The sequence below is a fragment of the Leptothoe sp. EHU-05/26/07-4 genome, from assembly GCF_043421015.1.
Taxonomy (GTDB): Bacteria; Cyanobacteriota; Cyanobacteriia; order Phormidesmidales; family Phormidesmidaceae; genus Leptothoe; species Leptothoe turfae.
Genome location: NZ_JAXSQV010000002.1, coordinates 177,706 through 193,354, shown reverse-complemented (window position 1 = coordinate 193,354; position 15,649 = coordinate 177,706). Strand labels below are relative to the sequence as shown.

General features: G+C 47.2%; 19 protein-coding genes and 1 tRNA gene. 4 read left to right on the top strand and 16 right to left on the bottom strand.

Translation table 11 applies throughout. The features are described 5' to 3' along the window. Nucleotides 1-3 precede the first annotated feature (3 nt). The 10 genes from U2F10_RS02745 to U2F10_RS02700 form a co-directional block, all read right to left on the bottom strand. Nucleotides 4-255: a hypothetical protein gene (locus U2F10_RS02745; protein ID WP_499870575.1), complete on the bottom strand. Its 252-nt coding sequence runs from the start codon at nucleotides 253-255 to the stop codon at nucleotides 4-6. After that, nucleotides 252-698 carry a GIY-YIG nuclease family protein gene (locus tag U2F10_RS02740; protein ID WP_499870573.1) on the bottom strand — a complete coding sequence of 149 codons (447 nt, stop codon included), beginning with the start codon at nucleotides 696-698 and terminating at the stop codon, nucleotides 252-254. Before U2F10_RS02740 ends, U2F10_RS02745 begins: the two co-directional genes overlap by 4 nt. A 41-nt stretch (nucleotides 699-739) precedes the next feature. Beyond that, entirely contained in the window at nucleotides 740-1,108 is a 369-nt protein-coding gene (locus U2F10_RS02735) for a hypothetical protein (RefSeq protein ID WP_499870571.1), read from the bottom strand. Nucleotides 1,109-1,152: 44 nt separating this feature from the next. Next, nucleotides 1,153-1,413, bottom strand: coding sequence for a hypothetical protein (locus U2F10_RS02730; protein ID WP_499870570.1), 261 nt, complete (start codon nucleotides 1,411-1,413; stop codon nucleotides 1,153-1,155). Nucleotides 1,414-2,010: 597 nt separating this feature from the next. Continuing rightward, nucleotides 2,011-2,367 carry a hypothetical protein gene (locus tag U2F10_RS02725; protein WP_499870569.1) on the bottom strand — a complete coding sequence of 119 codons (357 nt, stop codon included), beginning with the start codon at nucleotides 2,365-2,367 and terminating at the stop codon, nucleotides 2,011-2,013. A gap of 182 nt (nucleotides 2,368-2,549) precedes the next feature. Next, nucleotides 2,550-2,882 (bottom strand): hypothetical protein, encoded by a 333-nt coding sequence (locus tag U2F10_RS02720; protein ID WP_499870568.1) that lies wholly within the window; start codon nucleotides 2,880-2,882, stop codon nucleotides 2,550-2,552. Between the two features lie 7 nt (nucleotides 2,883-2,889). Next, nucleotides 2,890-3,867, bottom strand: a complete 978-nt coding sequence (locus U2F10_RS02715; protein ID WP_499870566.1) for a ParM/StbA family protein — start codon at nucleotides 3,865-3,867, stop codon at nucleotides 2,890-2,892. Between the two features lie 723 nt (nucleotides 3,868-4,590). Continuing rightward, nucleotides 4,591-6,600, bottom strand: a complete 2,010-nt coding sequence (locus tag U2F10_RS02710; RefSeq protein WP_499870564.1) for a hypothetical protein — start codon at nucleotides 6,598-6,600, stop codon at nucleotides 4,591-4,593. Further along, nucleotides 6,600-7,205 (bottom strand): hypothetical protein, encoded by a 606-nt coding sequence (locus tag U2F10_RS02705; RefSeq protein WP_499870562.1) that lies wholly within the window; start codon nucleotides 7,203-7,205, stop codon nucleotides 6,600-6,602. Before U2F10_RS02705 ends, U2F10_RS02710 begins: the two co-directional genes overlap by 1 nt. Before the next feature lie 193 nt (nucleotides 7,206-7,398). Then, entirely contained in the window at nucleotides 7,399-7,893 is a 495-nt protein-coding gene (locus tag U2F10_RS02700; RefSeq protein WP_499870560.1) for a hypothetical protein, read from the bottom strand. Between the two features lie 377 nt (nucleotides 7,894-8,270). Between U2F10_RS02700 and U2F10_RS02695 the strand changes: the two genes are divergently transcribed. Then, nucleotides 8,271-8,825 carry a hypothetical protein gene (locus U2F10_RS02695; protein WP_499870559.1) on the top strand — a complete coding sequence of 185 codons (555 nt, stop codon included), beginning with the start codon at nucleotides 8,271-8,273 and terminating at the stop codon, nucleotides 8,823-8,825. A gap of 24 nt (nucleotides 8,826-8,849) precedes the next feature. Here the strand turns inward: U2F10_RS02695 and U2F10_RS02690 are convergent, their stop codons facing one another. Then, the gene (locus U2F10_RS02690) at nucleotides 8,850-9,452 is read right to left on the bottom strand and encodes a hypothetical protein (RefSeq protein ID WP_499870557.1); all 603 of its coding nucleotides are present in this window, start codon (nucleotides 9,450-9,452) and stop codon (nucleotides 8,850-8,852) included. Nucleotides 9,453-9,569: 117 nt separating this feature from the next. Beyond that, nucleotides 9,570-10,145, bottom strand: a complete 576-nt coding sequence (locus U2F10_RS02685; protein WP_499870555.1) for a hypothetical protein — start codon at nucleotides 10,143-10,145, stop codon at nucleotides 9,570-9,572. 26 nt (nucleotides 10,146-10,171) lie between these two features. Here U2F10_RS02685 and U2F10_RS02680 point away from each other — a divergent pair, with 26 nt between their 5' ends. Beyond that, a complete protein-coding gene (locus U2F10_RS02680; protein ID WP_499870553.1) occupies nucleotides 10,172-10,348 on the top strand; it encodes a hypothetical protein in 177 nt (58 codons plus the stop codon). Nucleotides 10,349-10,562: 214 nt separating this feature from the next. Here U2F10_RS02680 and U2F10_RS02675 read toward each other — a convergent pair. Next, nucleotides 10,563-10,634, bottom strand: a tRNA-Thr gene (locus U2F10_RS02675). Between the two features lie 209 nt (nucleotides 10,635-10,843). Here U2F10_RS02675 and U2F10_RS02670 point away from each other — a divergent pair. Both U2F10_RS02670 and U2F10_RS02665 read left to right on the top strand, forming a co-directional pair. Then, the gene (locus U2F10_RS02670; protein WP_163671131.1) at nucleotides 10,844-11,137 is read left to right on the top strand and encodes a DUF3493 domain-containing protein; all 294 of its coding nucleotides are present in this window, start codon (nucleotides 10,844-10,846) and stop codon (nucleotides 11,135-11,137) included. Then, a complete protein-coding gene (locus tag U2F10_RS02665) occupies nucleotides 11,127-11,723 on the top strand; it encodes an esterase/lipase family protein (protein ID WP_499870551.1) in 597 nt (198 codons plus the stop codon). Before U2F10_RS02670 ends, U2F10_RS02665 begins: the two co-directional genes overlap by 11 nt. Here the strand turns inward: U2F10_RS02665 and U2F10_RS02660 are convergent. From U2F10_RS02660 to U2F10_RS02650, 3 genes are all read right to left on the bottom strand, one after another. Further along, a complete protein-coding gene (locus U2F10_RS02660; protein ID WP_163671129.1) occupies nucleotides 11,713-12,147 on the bottom strand; it encodes a VOC family protein in 435 nt (144 codons plus the stop codon). The two genes, U2F10_RS02665 and U2F10_RS02660, sit on opposite strands and share 11 nt — an antisense overlap. A gap of 218 nt (nucleotides 12,148-12,365) precedes the next feature. After that, nucleotides 12,366-13,793 carry a pyruvate kinase gene (gene pyk, locus U2F10_RS02655; protein WP_163671128.1) on the bottom strand — a complete coding sequence of 476 codons (1,428 nt, stop codon included), beginning with the start codon at nucleotides 13,791-13,793 and terminating at the stop codon, nucleotides 12,366-12,368. Nucleotides 13,794-13,964: 171 nt separating this feature from the next. Continuing rightward, nucleotides 13,965-14,960: a 2-hydroxyacid dehydrogenase gene (locus tag U2F10_RS02650; protein ID WP_499870549.1), complete on the bottom strand. Its 996-nt coding sequence runs from the start codon at nucleotides 14,958-14,960 to the stop codon at nucleotides 13,965-13,967. Between the last annotated feature and the right edge of the window lie 689 nt (nucleotides 14,961-15,649).

Sequence of the window (15,649 nt, the reverse complement as noted above, 5' to 3'; positions counted from 1 at the left end):
CGGTTAGGACGAGGAAGGATATGGGGTCCTGTCGATTCTACTTGGTTCTTTCCATACGATAAGTCCTGGAGTGTTATTGCGCACATTGAAAGTTTGTGCATCAACGACTTGTAAATAGTCGCAATAGCCTAGAATATTCTCGTTTTGATCGACGTAGTCGATAGCTGCCTCCAGGCTATCAAAGTCTCCATAAAAATCATTCCAGCCTCCACCAACTTCGTAACTCGGCCAAGCAAACAGCAGGTAGCGTTTCATCCCAGTAATCTCCGGATCACAACAATAGCCACTCCCACGATTGCAACCCACAGACCTACTTCAATCCAATCGATAGGCGGCTTATCGGAATGACAGTGCCCTCTCCCATGCCACCAGATGGCCCCTAGCCAACCATCGATCGGGTCAGAAGTGTAGTTCCAGGGCGGGTCGATCTTTTGGATAAGATGCTTTTCACAAGCTCGAAGGTCTGGCTCAGGCACTTCAATATATTTAAGGTGGGCAAAGGGGACTAAACGAGCTATATGGAATCGGTGATGCCCTTGTCCTCGCCAACGGTTTCGTAGACTGCTGGCTAGACCGATGTAGTAGATTTGGTAAAAGACGCAGATAGCGTAGATACCGGGGCCATCGGGGAGAGTGGAACGGCGACGGAAGGAGAGGCGCTTCCATCGCCAGATGGGTTTAAGTTCTTCGGGGGTCATAAGGGGTGTGTGCTGCTAATGATTTTGCCAACAAATTTCAATCAGCCTCCGCCACTCAGTCCTCGATAGCATAGAGGAACTGTCATCAGAGTGCCTCGGCTATCGAAGTTGACAGTGCAAACCGCTCTCCCAGGCTGCCCAGGAATCCGATCATTGATAACCGCAGAGCTTCCTTCCACTAAGTATTGCCGGTTAGTGCGCGGACCAGAACGAGCGGGCAGGTGAACCTGGCACCAGGGTTGGCCAACGAATATACCTTGACTATTGAAGTCGATCCAACACATAGCAGTATTAGAACCAATGGTCTGATCCGCAATGTGCACATTTGCAGGATGAATAGTTACCGATTGAGCCAAAACAGCTCTTCCGGGGATCACAGATAACAGAAAGATGGCGAACAGTGTTTTCATGACGATCTTGTTAATGAAGCACTTTGTTGATGTACGAGGTATTGTTAGGGTTCTTCTGTAGACCTGCCTGAAAAGCTTTTAATCTCCACCTCACTGTTCTCGCAGCGATGGCCAATTTCAGCTAAGCGATATAGCTCATTCGCAAGTTTTAGGCAGAGGTTCTTTAATGTAGAATCAACAAACTTTTTGCCAAACAAAGTTGCTTGGTAGTTCCCTTCGTTTTCCTTGCAATCCCGGATATCACAGTAGGGGAATGCGTATTTTTGTGCGGGTTCTAGCCGCATTGTTCCTTTTTCAAATGCCATGATCAAGTTCTCCTAGAGGGTTAAAAATTAGGTTGGTGCTACTGACTACATTTACAATATTGTTATTTCCACCAGTAGCATCGGTATTGAATCTCTTCAGCCAGTACTGTCTGACCACACTGGTGCGTATTCACTAGCCAGCCGATACTGGCCCCGAGCAAGAGTGTCAACAAGAAAGGTCCGAATCTAGGCATGATGAGGGTTTCTCCGGAATTATGCATAGTTGAAGTTCTAAGAAAATTTTCCGCAGGATTTCCGCAGAGATGAGCATTTTAGGCTCCCCTCTCCCGAAATATTGGAGTAAGTCTGTTTTTCTCCCCCAGGCCGGTTCGACCAGCTCTTTTATCACAGAAACCGGGATAGCTATTTGGGCAGGATGATCTGGATGGTACTTTAAGTTGATCACCACACACTCTTCCTTTCGTTTGAGTCCGCGATGCCAGAAACCTGCCAGGGACTTTGCGATATATAGCCAAGGGGTTGGTTGGGGAGAAGGTGAGGGTGGGGGTGAAAGCGAAGACATGGTGAGGGAAGGGGTGGGTAAGGAGGAGGACGAGAAGGGAAGTGGGGCGAGGGATTGCTGTGGTGGACGCTGAGTTAGAACGCGCCTACAACATCATCTGACTCAGCGTCCACTACGTTGATATCCCAACCGCAGCTTCCATTACCAAAATGTTCTGCCACATACTGGTTGTACGCATCTTCGGGAGACTCGGCTTCTATAGCTTGGAGGTGGGTTCCGTCTTCTAGTTCGATGTGATATCTGGTGAGGGGAGGCGGTGACGGAGATAACGGATTTTGAAGCGCTAGATCTTGTGCCAGCATCCGACAGATATCCGCGCTGGCGTAGTGCCCGTTCATCTCGTTATGGCAAGCTTCAGTTTCTAGCGCTTCAAGGATTCGCTCTAAATCGTCGAGGTCTTGTAGGGTAAGGGTTACGGGTATGCGTGGCATGATGGATGGGTTCCTTCGAGAGGGTGAGACAAGAGGGTGAGAGGAGGTGGTCTAAGCGGTGGGGTCGAGGTGTTGAAAGTTTCATTGCCCACGAAACGAGAGCACCAGTTTCGATTTCTGAACCCAAGTAAATGGGTGCTCCACTTCTGTGTCAATCTGTTCTAGTGAACTCAGAGACGGGATCACTGCAATACCTCCGTTGCATTAATTTGAATTTGAGATTTTCGTGCGTTCTTGAAGACTTTCCCAAAAGCGTTATCTTCCGTAAGCGCACTTTTTGGACGTACGGGAGTCACAGACCCTTCAGAACTTGGAATTACTCCGGTCTTCTGCCAAGGAGCGTCAGAGAGGATAGCGTTAGCCATATACAACATAGCGGAGGGGTTCTTTATGTAGGCTTTCAGGAAAGTTGCAACGATGCCTTTTAGATGCCCGTGTTCGTTATTTTTTATCGTGACAAGGGACTTATTTTTAAGCTCCGTTGCAACTTTGATAGTGCTTTCTGAGCCAGTCATGATGGTATTAGAGGAAAGTGGACATACCAGCTAAGTTCGTGAAGCCAGGATCGGCGGGAACATGGATGTTTGTACCTTGGGTAAATTCGCGAAGTAAGTTAGCACCACCTCCGATTAACCAGATGGCAGAAGCTTGGTTGACATCTGCAGAGAATTCTTGAACAAGCTTAGACAGAGGTCCCTCCATCCAGTTAGCAGATGCGGATTTAATAAGGGGGGAGATATCTATATCAGGGATCTCGCGTTGATTGTTTCTTAGAATTCCACGGCTCTTAATTGCCTCAATCACCGCTCGGTCTGTGATACCGGTTCCTGCTTGTTTAACCAGCGCTGGGGATTTCTGAATGTAGGAAACGATTTCGCAGACACCGACTTTAGGTTCTGTGTGGTGTTCCATCACACCTGCATCGCTTGTTGATCGGAAAATCAGAGTGTTGTATCCAATATCAACTGTGACGAAAGTGCCAGCACCTTCTTTACGATACAATGCGTGAGCGCCAGCTCCTTCTGCGACACCAATAACTTGATCAACAGTGAATTGATTGTCCACACCATTAACCATTACAGAATGGGTACCTTTAAGCAGTTGTGGGAGCAGGTTTAACTTGGCAGGGTTCCAATAGGAGAGCACTACCTTCCAAGGAGCATCTGATTTAATAGCACCGCAGCACCCCTGCACTATATTTTTGTAGCGCAGTAGTTTATCTCCATCTCCAAGAAGTCGTTTACCCCCTAGAGGACTAAATTTGAACTGCTCCTCAGCGGGGTTGTTGTTGTAGTCGTAAACGCTAAACCCGTCGAATGGGGCGCGCATACCTCGCAATTCTAGGTTGTTAGCACCACACCATTGCGAGTAGTTACTAGGAAGGGTAAATTGCTCACCATTAATTTCACCTTTGATATCGCTATTGCCAATGTCAAGAACTAAGGTGTTGTAGTTTGAGTCTTTATTGTCTTTGTTTGAGACTGAAGAGGATTTTGCCATGAGTCGTTGGGTAATTCTGACTTGAGGGTCCTTTGGGTATACTGGGAGGACCTCGCCTACAAATCCCATATTACACTTTTTGCCTTACATTGCCACCTCCATTTGGTGTCTTAGTATACATTTTGGCTTACATTTTGCCTAGTTAAGCCAAGATTTTAGTCCGCTATTCCTAACAACAACTATAAAAAATATGGCTTATTTATTACTAGCTAATATCCTTCTATGCCCCCTTATTCCTACTGTCTAAAATTCCTAAAAATTCTCAATTCCTGTCACTAACCCCTTACCTCCTTTTCCCCGCTCTTTAGTAAGGTGGTAATGCCCATTACATAAGGATCGTAAGGAATTGCCCCTCTCCAGTAAGGAATTACCCGATCCGCGTAATGCAGCTGTAATGGGCGGTGTAAGGATTCCTTACCAAACTCCTTACTTCTGCCTTTCTGACGCCTTACTGCCTTACTGGCCTTTTTACGAATTTCCCCCTCTCAGAAAGGCTGTAATGCAGCTGTAATAGGGGGTGTAAGGATTCCTTACTCTAAAAAGTAAGCCCCTTACCGGGAAAATGACCTGGTAAGGGGCTGTAATGCAGCTGTAATGAGGGGTGTAAGGATTCCTTCCCTAGTAAGGAATGTAGTAAGGAATGCGGTAAGGCCCATTACTACGTTGAAAAATCGCGAAAGATTTGCTTGTGAAAAATCCTCACTAAAAGTGACCCAAGATTGATCAAATCTCCTTACTTTTCCATTGCGTTTTTACCACCACATGACCTTCTTTTGTTTTAGAAAGTTTTCTTATGCTGACTAACTCAGAAATCGCGTCTGCCAATTCAAAAGTATGGCAACTTTTAGTGGCTCCATTTATCCAATGTTTATTACCTTTTGAAATTATGTCATCTCGGTCTACGATTGTGATGACAGCTGTTTTGGTTTCGCGCTCTTGCCAGAGTTTAGTTCCTGCTCCGGTCGTGATCCAGGCATGGAGTTTTTGAGCTAACTCGGAGACATCCTCCAAGGGGTCAGAGTCGTCATCAACTGCGTCGAGCAGTCCTTCAAGAGATGAACGAACGGAATCTACTTGTGGGCTGTCATCAGGCTGAGGGCTGTCATCAGGCTGAGGGCTATCGTCAGCTGGATCGGGGGTAAATCCAGCTTGAGCAGGATCAGAGCTAGCACCATTCTTCGTCTCTTCGAACAGCACCTTAGGCTTCTCCCCCTGAGCCCGAGTATCCAATTCAGGGAAATATCGCAGCAGACTTCTCACATAGCAAGGAATTTGCTCTCCTGTTCGAGGATGGGTGTAAGTCTCGAATTGCAGCCATTTAGGTAATTGAACTCGCTCCTCAGGAACATCCACCAACGTATCCCCCTGGAGTTCCTGAAGCTGATATTGACCACTGGGGTACCGGCCTCCTTTCATTAGGTGTCGGGCAGCTTTCTTACCCACCACATCTACAGCTCGTTTAGCGGCAAGAATTGTGATTTCCTTTTTCGACTGATTGGCTCGACCTTTGGGTAGGCCCATGTCAGCTGCGGATGTCCCGTGAGCAATAAGACGTACTGTATCCCCCGTCTTGATGAAATCACTCAATAGCTGATTCCACACAGCGGATGTCGCTTCATACGGCTGTTTAGAGAGTTCATCTGTAATCCAAATGTCCTCCCCACCCTCATCCTTCTGTAGCGTCCTGAGGTAATCCGCTAACTGAAGGTAGTACTCTGGCCCATCTCCGATCGCAGCAAACGCTACCGGGTAGATGTCCCCATTACTGGTAATGTAGTTGATGCGTTTTCCGTAGAAAGCTGCCTCCAGAACCGAGATAATCACAGCCAAGGTACTCTTGCCAGATTGCTGGGTTCCCTGACAGACAAGGATGGGGTCGTTGATGTATGCCCAAAGATCACATCCTGAGGTTTCTAGCGCATCCAATAACCTTTGAGCTCGCTCTTTCACAGGCAGATGGAGAAGCTCATCTACAGCAACGGCCATGAATTTGGCCATGGCCGTTGCTGCTTCTGTGTCACTTAGGAGATCCTCTTTGGGGGCGTCGTTGTCGTTGGGTCCATCATCAGGAGGTAGTTCCCCTCGTGACGGTCTCCGAGGAAACGGGTAACTCTCATCCTCGTGTTGGCCAGGAGAGGAGGTTTCGTGCGAAGGTCTTATCTGTACCCCATCCGGGGTCTTAGCCCAGGGACTAGGCTCAAAAACTGGTTTAGAATCGTCTTGACCCTCATTGGTAGCTGGGTGGCTAGGACTGGTTCTGTAACTGCGACGAGTATTTCTGCTCCCAGCTCTAGATCTGGCGGGAGGTTGATGCTCTACCTCATGGTCATCATCCCCATCGTCGGCATCATCCACCTCATGTGATTCGACGTCTACAATCTCCCCCTCCCCTTCTTCATCCCCAGTCGCCTCCTCTTCTTCTCGGGCGTCTTCCTCTTTTTGTTCGTCAAACGCTTCGCCAACTTGAAAGAGCCCCATCGCGCCACTGAGAATGCCAACGATGACGGGCACCAATACGAGTTGCATGCTGGCCCAAGCAGCTTGTGTTGGGTTGATTAAACAACTAACTGCAAACAGAAAGTAGATAACAGCTTTATTCCCGGCCTTCATCTCTGGCCACTTTTGCCCAACACAATCAAGATCTCTTAGCTCAAAATCTTCAATTCGTGCGATCGCACTTTTGCTGGCTTTCGTCAGGCCCCCTGCACCGGGGGTAGTTTTCTCCTGTACCATTACCCATATTTCTCCGTAATTTTCAAAATGCGCTCGGCCATTTCAATCCCAAACACACCAATCGCTGCAAAAAGGCATTGAATCGGCTGGAACCCTGCCCAGTTAAAATTACCAAGACTGCCCATGGCCATGATCAGGCCAAGTGACGTGGCATAGTCAGTGTGAAAAGGCATCATTTCGTATTGCAGCCAAATCTCAACTCCGTAGGCACCTAACACCAGCATCCAAAGCTGTATAGAGGGTTTTCGAGCGTTCCAGAAGATGATCTCGGCGTATTGGAGGGCCGCCACCAAATACATGGACAGCAACAGTGGGAACGTCATGATCACCTGAACGATTCCTACAATTGCCCCATAAAGGCAAGAAGACCAGATTATGAGCCAAATTGGGTTCATGAAGAGTCGTTTTTGCCGCATGATTCGGAAGAGTAAGAACGCCAGCGCTGCCATCCCTATTCGAAAAACAAATGCTAGGAGATTGAAGACAGGCAAGCTCGCTATGAAATTTAGTATCCCAGTTGCGACAAATCGGGCAGATGCCTCCGGCGCAAAATAGTAGTACAAGTTGTGCATGTTTATGGCAATAGACCAAAGGCCCAGCACCATCGCGAACACCCTTCCAGGTAACCCGTTGATGATTGGGTCGTGACTAGAGGAAGATTTAGTTTTTCTCGTCCTTTTGGGAGGTGGACTTTCAGGCGTTGCGGTCTCGGAGGTTTGCGGGCGCTCTCCTCGACGGTCTCTAGGAGATCTTCTGTAATCATCTCTTGGCGGGGAGCTTCGGTATCGTCTTCTGCCATCACTCGTTGTCATTGGAGGTATCTCCGTTACTATCTTCGTTGCGTTCTAGAAAGTTCAAAATCTGTCCAACATCTACGTTGTGCTTATCCACAAGCACTTGGTGATAACTGTTCAAATCCTCAGGGGCTACACGAACAGGCTTCGTTGCCTTCCCCCCAATAATCTGAACAGTCGAGCCATCTAAGGCGCAGTAGAAACGCCCCTCATTGGCAGCAGCTTCTTCAGGCGTATCAAAATTAAAATTTCTGTTGAAAACAGTAGAGACTGGCACCATGTCACGGCCTCGACCGATAGCACAGGTGTTAGCTCTGGCCAGGGCCTCTTCACTAGAAATTGGACTAGAGCCAGCCCGAGCCCAATCTAAATGGGCGGATTCTCGTGTGTTAGCCACATAGGCTTGTTGGCTCAGGCCTGTGTGATGGTAGATGGCAAAACTGGGGACCATTAGCAGGAAGGAGCCAAATGCTAATCCAGCAGGTGTGAATTTTTGCATGCATCCTCCTCTTGCGATTCATTGCTTGGCGATGTGGCGGTCCCTATCGAAATTGGAAGCGTCAGGGACAACAAAATAGCAACTGATTCGCTAATTGTGTGCCTAGGAAAACGTTCCTTGAGCTGTTTTATCAGCTCAGGTCTAATAGAGGCATTACCCATTTTCTTGGTGTCTCTTGAAATCTCTTCGGTACGAACTGTACCGATTCGTACCGACTTCTGTACGATAACACTTTTGTCCTTTTATGTCACACTTTTTGCCTTACTTCTTTCCCAAGTGCTCTCCCACCCCACCCTTTGCCTTACAGCGGCTACAGAGCTTAAACTGAGGTGTCCCAATCTCCCAATCTTTCCTACTCCTACAGGGTTCCTGTGCTCATGGCCTCTCCTTCCTCGTCCTCGTCTCCTTCTTATGTGCAAATCCAAACCAGTTATCTAGTGCTGGGGTCAGAACTGTGGGAAAAGTTCCAGACAGCGCTGGGTATGCGAGGCGGGGCGATGACAGGGTTTGTGAATGCGATCGTCGCAGATTTCTTCCAGCAAAACCTGGATTACTATCTAGCGGCAGGTAAGTTAGATGCTGAGGCCCGAGGCTATAACGGAGTTCAGGGGGCCTATTATCGAGCGCTCTTGGAGGATGACCTGAAACCTTGGCAGGAGAAAGGACTCCGACCGGACTTTCCCACATCCCCCCTCAAACGAATAGCCGATGCTGGGGAGGCTCGAAAGAACCAGCATCGGCTAAAGCAAATTAGAGTGAGCGAGTATCATGCAGGATTACTGCGCTTAGCTATGGAGGTGGATGATTTGACACTGATCCAGGTGACCAGTCGGATTGTAATCTGGCACTTGCTGGAGTATTGGGATGTTAAGGGTGGATATCAATGGCAGATTTCTGGTGGTGTGCAGGAAACGCTGGAGCCTGAGATCTAGCGGGTAAATTGCCCTATTATCCCGCTAGATCTCATCATCGAGAACGTCTTCATAAACTTCCCAGTCATGATCAGCAGGCTCGTATAGCGCTGTGATCCATTCTCCCCATAGCACCTTATTCATTTCACAATACTGTTCACACCCATCATTAAACGCTTCTCGGTCGAACCCTGTTCCGCAATCTTTTAAGAAATTCTCGACTGAATTGGGCGGTACGAGGAAATGACAATCTCCATTTCCGCTTTCCTCGACATCTAGCCATCCCTGGCATTCGGAAGACCAGTAAAAGTTGATAGCTATACTTTCCGTGTACTCACGAAGATTGCCATTTTCTAGTGCTCGTTCCACAAGGAGCTCAGCAGCATCCACTACTCCCCCGAGAGTGAACCAGCGGATGTGGCCATCACAGTTCCTGCCGACCCATTCTCTTACAGCTTCATATGTGGCATAGTCATCGTCCAAGTTCGACAGACTAATGAGTCCTGGCCAAGGAGCTAAATGTTTTGGGGGCAGCTGTCCAGCGAGTTTGGCTATAGTCTGCCGCAACGGTTCCGGGCAGTACTCCCAACGAGGATAGGAGACGTAGACAATGGTGGGGGAAGAGAGTAGGGAAGAAGAAGAAGTCATAGCGGAAATGAGAATAGGGCAGGGAGGAGGGGATTAAGTGGAAAAGTTTTGAAGCGGGAAAAGGAAGAGCGAGAGTAGGTGCAGCTCCTCCTTTGCCCGCTTATCTTTTGCTGGTACTTAAACGTCACTCTTAGAGAGCTCTTTAGTCCAGCGTTGCTTAGCCCAAATGAGAGCTTCGCTTTCAGGGAGTTCAAGAGAATCGGCCACTAGATCAGATTCTGAGATCGCTAGCACTGGGCAGGTTCCACTGGGGAGCAGTCGATCTTTTAAGCTCTCCAATAAGGGTGAAGGGCCGTAGATTCCTAAGCCATCGTCCGTGACCCGATTAATAACTCCCCAAAGAGCCACCAAGCCTTTCCAATGAAGCTGAAGACTGAAACCGAGTACACAGATCAGGCAGGCCAGGGCGATGAGAATTAGGGCGATTGCTCGAAGAACCATCCAGCCGAACTCTGCAACCTGTTCCTTGGTTTGCGTTTGGCCTCCGGTTTTCCACCATTGAAGCGCTTCAGATAAATTGCGCTTAACCCATTCACCGCTCACTACGCCTGCATTTAGAGTAGTGAGTAGTAGGACCGTAATGACTTCGCTTAAAGCGATGGCACTGGTCTCGATAACCATTCGAGTTACACGGGACGCAGCTATCTGAGGAGCAGCTGCGTTAATAATTGGGCGGTAAAAATCTGTATACATGATGTTGATTCCTGAGATGTAGTGAGGTGAAGGGAAGTGGCGCAGTTGAAGCGGTGCGCCTTACATTCATCAAGATAGCAGAGTGTAATCTATATTGTCAACCGGGATTACATTTGGATGCGCTGAACATCTCCATTGATTTAGATGGTAGTGAAGCCTTGGCCTTATCCTTTGTCGTTGAAGAGGCAAACGAGGACTATTAGAAATGTGATCACAGTAATTTCTGTGAAGCCACCTACGCTCTCTTTATAGCCAGAAGGCCCTTTTCATAGCGCCTCAGACAAACAAAATCGCGTCCAAGGGGTGGACTAATTTTGGACTAGATTTTCTAGTAATTGTGTTATTTATGCTCGAATATCTACTTTGATAAGAATTCTCGAAGTAGGTTGAAACCCTTGAAAACGCTGAAACCTAAGAAGCCAACGGCGGGATTTGAACCCGCGACCGCTCGATTACGAATCGAGTGCTCTACCACTGAGCCACGTTGGCATATTGAATGCTAAGTCTAGCTAGTAGATCATGGTACTGCATCCAGGGTGCATCAGAAATTCAGAAATTCATCAATGGGGCATGATAGAGCCTGAGAGGCAATTGCTATGGGGATCATCGTAGTCCATCTTCCAAAAATCCAGGCCCCCCTGTGCTAGATGGGACATAGTTTGAAAAAATGGTACTTATCCCCTCTAAATAAAGGCTCCATGGCAAAAAAGTCTGGCTCTAGCGATCGCACCCCCACCAAACCACCAGGCATGAGCCAGGAACGGTTTGAGCGCCTGGTTCAGGAGACGCAGTCACCTTTCAAAGGAATGCGTAAGGTTATCTATGGTGCTGTGGGGGCGTCCGGGCTGTTGGGGGCATTTGTATTTTTGACTCAGCTGATGGCCGGTAAGGATGTAGAGACGGCCTTGCCTAATCTAGCTGTACAGATGGGCGTCATCGGCATCGTTGTGTTTTTGTTTTGGCTAGAGGGTCGGGGCAAGCGTGACGCATAATCACAAACCAGCGGTTGTGCTGGTCCATGGTCTCTGGAATACCGTTAATATTTTTGGACGGTTGCGTCCATATTTAGAAAATCAAGGTTGGCATGTCTATGCCATTAGCATAAAACCCAATAACGGTGATATCGGTATAGAGCAACAAGCGAAGCAGCTCGATGATTTTATCAGGGCATCCCTGGGAGAGCGGCAACCATTTTCCCTGGTGGGGTTTAGCATGGGTGGCTTGGCTAGCCGTTACTACCTACAGCGTTTGGGTGGTTTGCAGCGAGTGCAGCGATTTGTTGGTGTGGCAGTGCCTCACTATGGTTCAGCCCTTGCCTGGTTTCGGTGGAATATAGGATGTGTACAAATGCGTCCAGGCAGTGCCTTTCTAACGGAGCTAAATCAAGATATGGAACAGCTAGTCACCTGTCGACCGCTGTGGCTATGGACAGCCTATGATCTGTTGGTTCTGCCTGCACACCACTGTTGTTTGCCGATTGGTGAAAGCCAACGACTACCCGTACGGACCCACGATGGCATGGTGTGGGACGAACGGGGTTTAGCGGCCATTGCCCAAGGGCTAAAGATTAAGCCATAGCAACTTCGCCTACTTGAGCATGATGACTCTCACCAAAGATGGCACTTGGATGACAATAGTATTTAAATTCCAACAGATTATGAAATGGATCTTCGAGGAAGAATGTGCGGTGCTCTAAAGGAGTCCCCCTAAAGCGACACTTTGGCTGTTGGTAAAAGGAGAGGTTTTGGACTTTAGCCCGTTCTGCTAAAGCTTCCCAGTCAGCCTCAGTATCGAAAACTAGGCCAAAGTGCCGGGGATAGATACTTCCTTGGTCAGATAGCTGATCTCGGGTAACGTGGGCCACTAGCTGATGGCCCTGAAAGTTCATAATTAACGCACTGGGAGATTCACGACCCGGCTGACAGCCAAGACCGTCCACATAAAATCGCTTGGTGTCGAGAATGTTGCTAACAGGGAATGCTAGGTGGAAAAGATTTGCCATAGCTACATAAGTGAAACACGTTTCTATTATAGAAACATGGGCTGATAACGGGTTCAGAACTCGAAATCTAGACCTGAGCTAAGGGTAGTCTGGCATGAGCTCAGGTCTATCTGGGCACAACTTCTTCAGCGCAAGCGCTTAAATAATCACCCCATTATCCCATCACTCATCCACCCATCGACAGCCCCAACCTGGGTCTTTATTTTTGTGCCGTCCCCTTAATCACCCGACCCAATAGTATGAATTTTGAGAAAGTTAGTGGAGCCAGAAACCTTAATCGGTAGACCCCCTAGAAGCAAAATGCGATCTCCAGGGGCTGCAAAATGTTTCTCTAACAAACAGGTTTCAACTTGTTCAAACAGTGTTTCAAGAGAACCGTCTAACTGTTCTAACAAAACAGGACGGACTCCCCATACAAGGTTTAGCTGTCGATAAACCTTAGGATTCGCGGTTAAAGCCACGACGGTAGCTTTGGGACGTTCCGCAGCTGCTAAGCGAGCGGTATATCCCGTCTCTGTAAAACCAACAATACACTGGAGATCTAAAACATGATCAATGGCATTAAGAGCTTCACTAATGGCTGCAGGAGCATCAATCTTTTGGGGTGGAAAGTTAGGATAATCGATCTCAGGTTCCACATCAGTGGCAATCCGCGCCAGCATTTTCACAGCTTCCACGGGATAATTACCAACAGCAGACTCTCCTGATAACATCACTGCATCGGTGCCATCCATGATAGCGTTAGCAACATCGCTAGCTTCGGCACGGGTTGGCCGAGGGCTATGGGTCATGCTATCCAACATCTGGGTCGCTGTAATGACGGGAATGCCTCTGCGATTACATAGGCGAATAATTCGCTTTTGGATAAGGGGAACTTTCTCCGGTCTCATTTCTACACCGAGATCTCCCCGTGCCACCATGATGGCGTCACATTCATCGATAATTGCTTCCAGGTTTTGAATGGCCTGAGGTTTTTCTAATTTAGCTAATACTGGAATATTAACCGCTTTGGCTGCCAAAAAAGCTTTGAGGTTTTTGATATCCTCTGGGCTCCGCACAAAACTTAGGGAAACAATATCCACCTCTTGTTCTATGCCAAAGGCTAAATCTTCCTTATCTTTTTCAGTTAAGGAGGGTAGCCGCAGATTAAGGCTAGGGAGATTTACACCTTTACGGCTTTTAAGGATGCCACCGGTAATGACACTGCACTGTACTACATTCCCTTGAACCGTTTCTACCCGTACTTCCAACAACCCGTCATCTAACAAAATTTGAGTCCCTGGAGTAGCCTCTTCGGCTAGATGTGGATAGTCAATGGCGATCGCATCTGTCTGGGGGGATTCCTCAGATACGGGCACAAAGGTAATTTTCTTTCCTGGCTGGAGTTCTAGCTCGCCGTTGGGCAACTGGCCCACTCGAATTTTAGGACCTTGTAAATCTTGTAAAAGCGTCAGGGGCATTTCTAACTCATCGGAAACCGCCCGCAGTTGACGAATCTGCTCAGCATGATCTTCATAGGTGCCGTGGGAAAAATTTAACCGGGCTACATTCATGCCGGCGAGCATGAGCTGTTTGATCACCTCTGGAGACCGACTGGCAGGACCCATGGTGGCCACAATTTTAGTGCGATGAATAAGTGGCTTCATAAAGAGTATTTTAAGGACTGCTAGAGAGAAATCCAATGCTTACTCAGCACTATAAGTCAAACCTATACTAATGCTGAGGTTAATCTAACAAGAGGGCATTAAGAGATTATTAATGTTAGGTGAGTTTGCTGAAATTTAATCTAACAAGAGGGCGTTAAGAGATTGTTAATGTTAAGTGAGCTTCACTGCGTTGGAATTGGTCCGTCCTGCTTCCATATCACTGATGTTAGCCAGGGTGACTTGAGCAATGTTGCGCAAGGCTTCTTTGGTGAAAAAGGCCTGATGGGCTGTAATGACTACGTTAGGAAAAGACTGCAACAGCTGAAAGGTATCATCCTGGATAACGGTGTCAGACAGGTCTTCGAAAAACAGACTGCCTTCGCGTTCGTAAACATCAATACCAAAGTACCCTACCCGCCCTGATTTAATGGCTTCAATCACGGCGTTGGTATCAATTAACCCACCACGACTAGTATTGATGAGCATTGAGCCTGGCTTAAAATGCTGTATAGATTCAGCGTTTATTAAGTGGTGTGTGGATGGTAACAATGGGCAGTGGAGAGAAATTATGTCGGAGCGGGTCAGCAATATGGGCAGCTCTACATAGTCCACACCGATATCTGCACAAGCTGGATTGACCCGTACATCGTAGGCTAAGAGCTTACAGCCAAATCCATTCATAATCTGGGCAAAACATTGGCCAATTTTACCTGTTCCTACAATGCCAATGGTTTTGCCATGGAGATCAAAGCCCAGTAAGCCATCTAACGAAAAGTTATCATCCCGCACACGATTGTAAGCGCGGTAAAGTTTACGATTAAGGGCCATAATCAGTCCAACAGCATGCTCTGCCACGGCATAGGGTGAATAGGCGGGCACACGCATGACTGTAATGCCTAGCTCTTCTGCCACACTGAGGTTGATGTTGTTAAATCCAGCACAGCGCAGGGCAATGAGTTTGGTGCCTGTGGCTGCGATCGCACGCAGCGTGTCCTCGTCCAATTCATCATTAATAAAGACACACACCGCTGGAAAACCAGCGGCTAGCGATGCTGTTTTGGGTGTCAGGCGGGGCTCAAAAAACGTGAGCTCATGGTTATAATCTTCATTAATCTCAATAAATGAATGTTTATCGTAGAGCTTAGTGTTGAAAAACGCTGTTCTCATCGTTGGTCTCAGCCTCCTGACGCCACAATCATAAATAGTGCTAGTTCAATCGTCTGCATTGAATACAATCTTTATTGTTCTTAGAAAACAATCCCTTGTATCTATCTAAGTGTTTCATATAAAACTATAGAACTTGGTCAATGAAATTGGTCAGATGTGATTATTTCGCAAGCTTCAAATCTCTCCACCATGAACTGTTTAAATAGTGATATTTAGCACAGTAGAAAATTACAGAGAATAGGATTCTAAGTTCATCAGCTGTTTACCAGGAATCTTAAAAGAATCCTAAGACTCATGGTTCATTATCAAAGACAAAAAATAGAATTTGGTTATGGGAAACTGTAGCTAGATACTGGGGATGTTGTCATGAAAGAGCAACGTTATCAAATACTTAAATAGCGCTTATCATGTGCTTAAACTGGTCTTAGCAGCCAGTTGCAAGTTGTTAAATCGCTGTTGCTAGCAAAGAAGTTAAAAGTATTAAGAGTTGACTTTGTTGTACCTCTTATCTGCACAATTCTAATTTGGAACCTACAATGGTGCATGCATCGTAAATGAAGAACTCTTCTTAGATATACTTTGCGTTAAAGACTCCTTTCAGGCTACTTATTTGTGACTCTAAGAGAATTCTTAAAAAGAGTCTGTCACCGTATCTTCAGTTAAAAACCTGTGATTTTTGTTAGAGGGAA

Excerpts from the sequence above, each read along its gene's own strand:
- U2F10_RS02695 (WP_499870559.1), top strand. The coding sequence starts at position 8,271 with ATGGCCTCTCCTTCCTCGTCCTCGTCTCCTTCTTATGTGCAAATCCAA.
- U2F10_RS02670 (WP_163671131.1), top strand. The coding sequence starts at position 10,844 with ATGGCAAAAAAGTCTGGCTCTAGCGATCGCACCCCCACCAAACCACCA.
- U2F10_RS02710 (WP_499870564.1), bottom strand. The coding sequence starts at position 6,600 with ATGGTACAGGAGAAAACTACCCCCGGTGCAGGGGGCCTGACGAAAGCC.
- U2F10_RS02740 (WP_499870573.1), bottom strand. The coding sequence starts at position 698 with ATGACCCCCGAAGAACTTAAACCCATCTGGCGATGGAAGCGCCTCTCC.
- U2F10_RS02650 (WP_499870549.1), bottom strand. The coding sequence starts at position 14,960 with ATGAGAACAGCGTTTTTCAACACTAAGCTCTACGATAAACATTCATTT.
- U2F10_RS02690 (WP_499870557.1), bottom strand. The coding sequence starts at position 9,452 with ATGACTTCTTCTTCTTCCCTACTCTCTTCCCCCACCATTGTCTACGTC.
- U2F10_RS02715 (WP_499870566.1), bottom strand. The coding sequence starts at position 3,867 with ATGGCAAAATCCTCTTCAGTCTCAAACAAAGACAATAAAGACTCAAAC.
- U2F10_RS02735 (WP_499870571.1), bottom strand. The coding sequence starts at position 1,108 with ATGAAAACACTGTTCGCCATCTTTCTGTTATCTGTGATCCCCGGAAGA.
- U2F10_RS02745 (WP_499870575.1), bottom strand. The coding sequence starts at position 255 with ATGAAACGCTACCTGCTGTTTGCTTGGCCGAGTTACGAAGTTGGTGGA.
- U2F10_RS02720 (WP_499870568.1), bottom strand. The coding sequence starts at position 2,882 with ATGACTGGCTCAGAAAGCACTATCAAAGTTGCAACGGAGCTTAAAAAT.
- U2F10_RS02705 (WP_499870562.1), bottom strand. The coding sequence starts at position 7,205 with ATGGTGCTGGGCCTTTGGTCTATTGCCATAAACATGCACAACTTGTAC.
- U2F10_RS02700 (WP_499870560.1), bottom strand. The coding sequence starts at position 7,893 with ATGCAAAAATTCACACCTGCTGGATTAGCATTTGGCTCCTTCCTGCTA.
- pyk (WP_163671128.1), bottom strand. The coding sequence starts at position 13,793 with ATGAAGCCACTTATTCATCGCACTAAAATTGTGGCCACCATGGGTCCT.
- U2F10_RS02660 (WP_163671129.1), bottom strand. The coding sequence starts at position 12,147 with ATGGCAAATCTTTTCCACCTAGCATTCCCTGTTAGCAACATTCTCGAC.
- U2F10_RS02685 (WP_499870555.1), bottom strand. The coding sequence starts at position 10,145 with ATGTATACAGATTTTTACCGCCCAATTATTAACGCAGCTGCTCCTCAG.
- U2F10_RS02730 (WP_499870570.1), bottom strand. The coding sequence starts at position 1,413 with ATGGCATTTGAAAAAGGAACAATGCGGCTAGAACCCGCACAAAAATAC.
- U2F10_RS02725 (WP_499870569.1), bottom strand. The coding sequence starts at position 2,367 with ATGCCACGCATACCCGTAACCCTTACCCTACAAGACCTCGACGATTTA.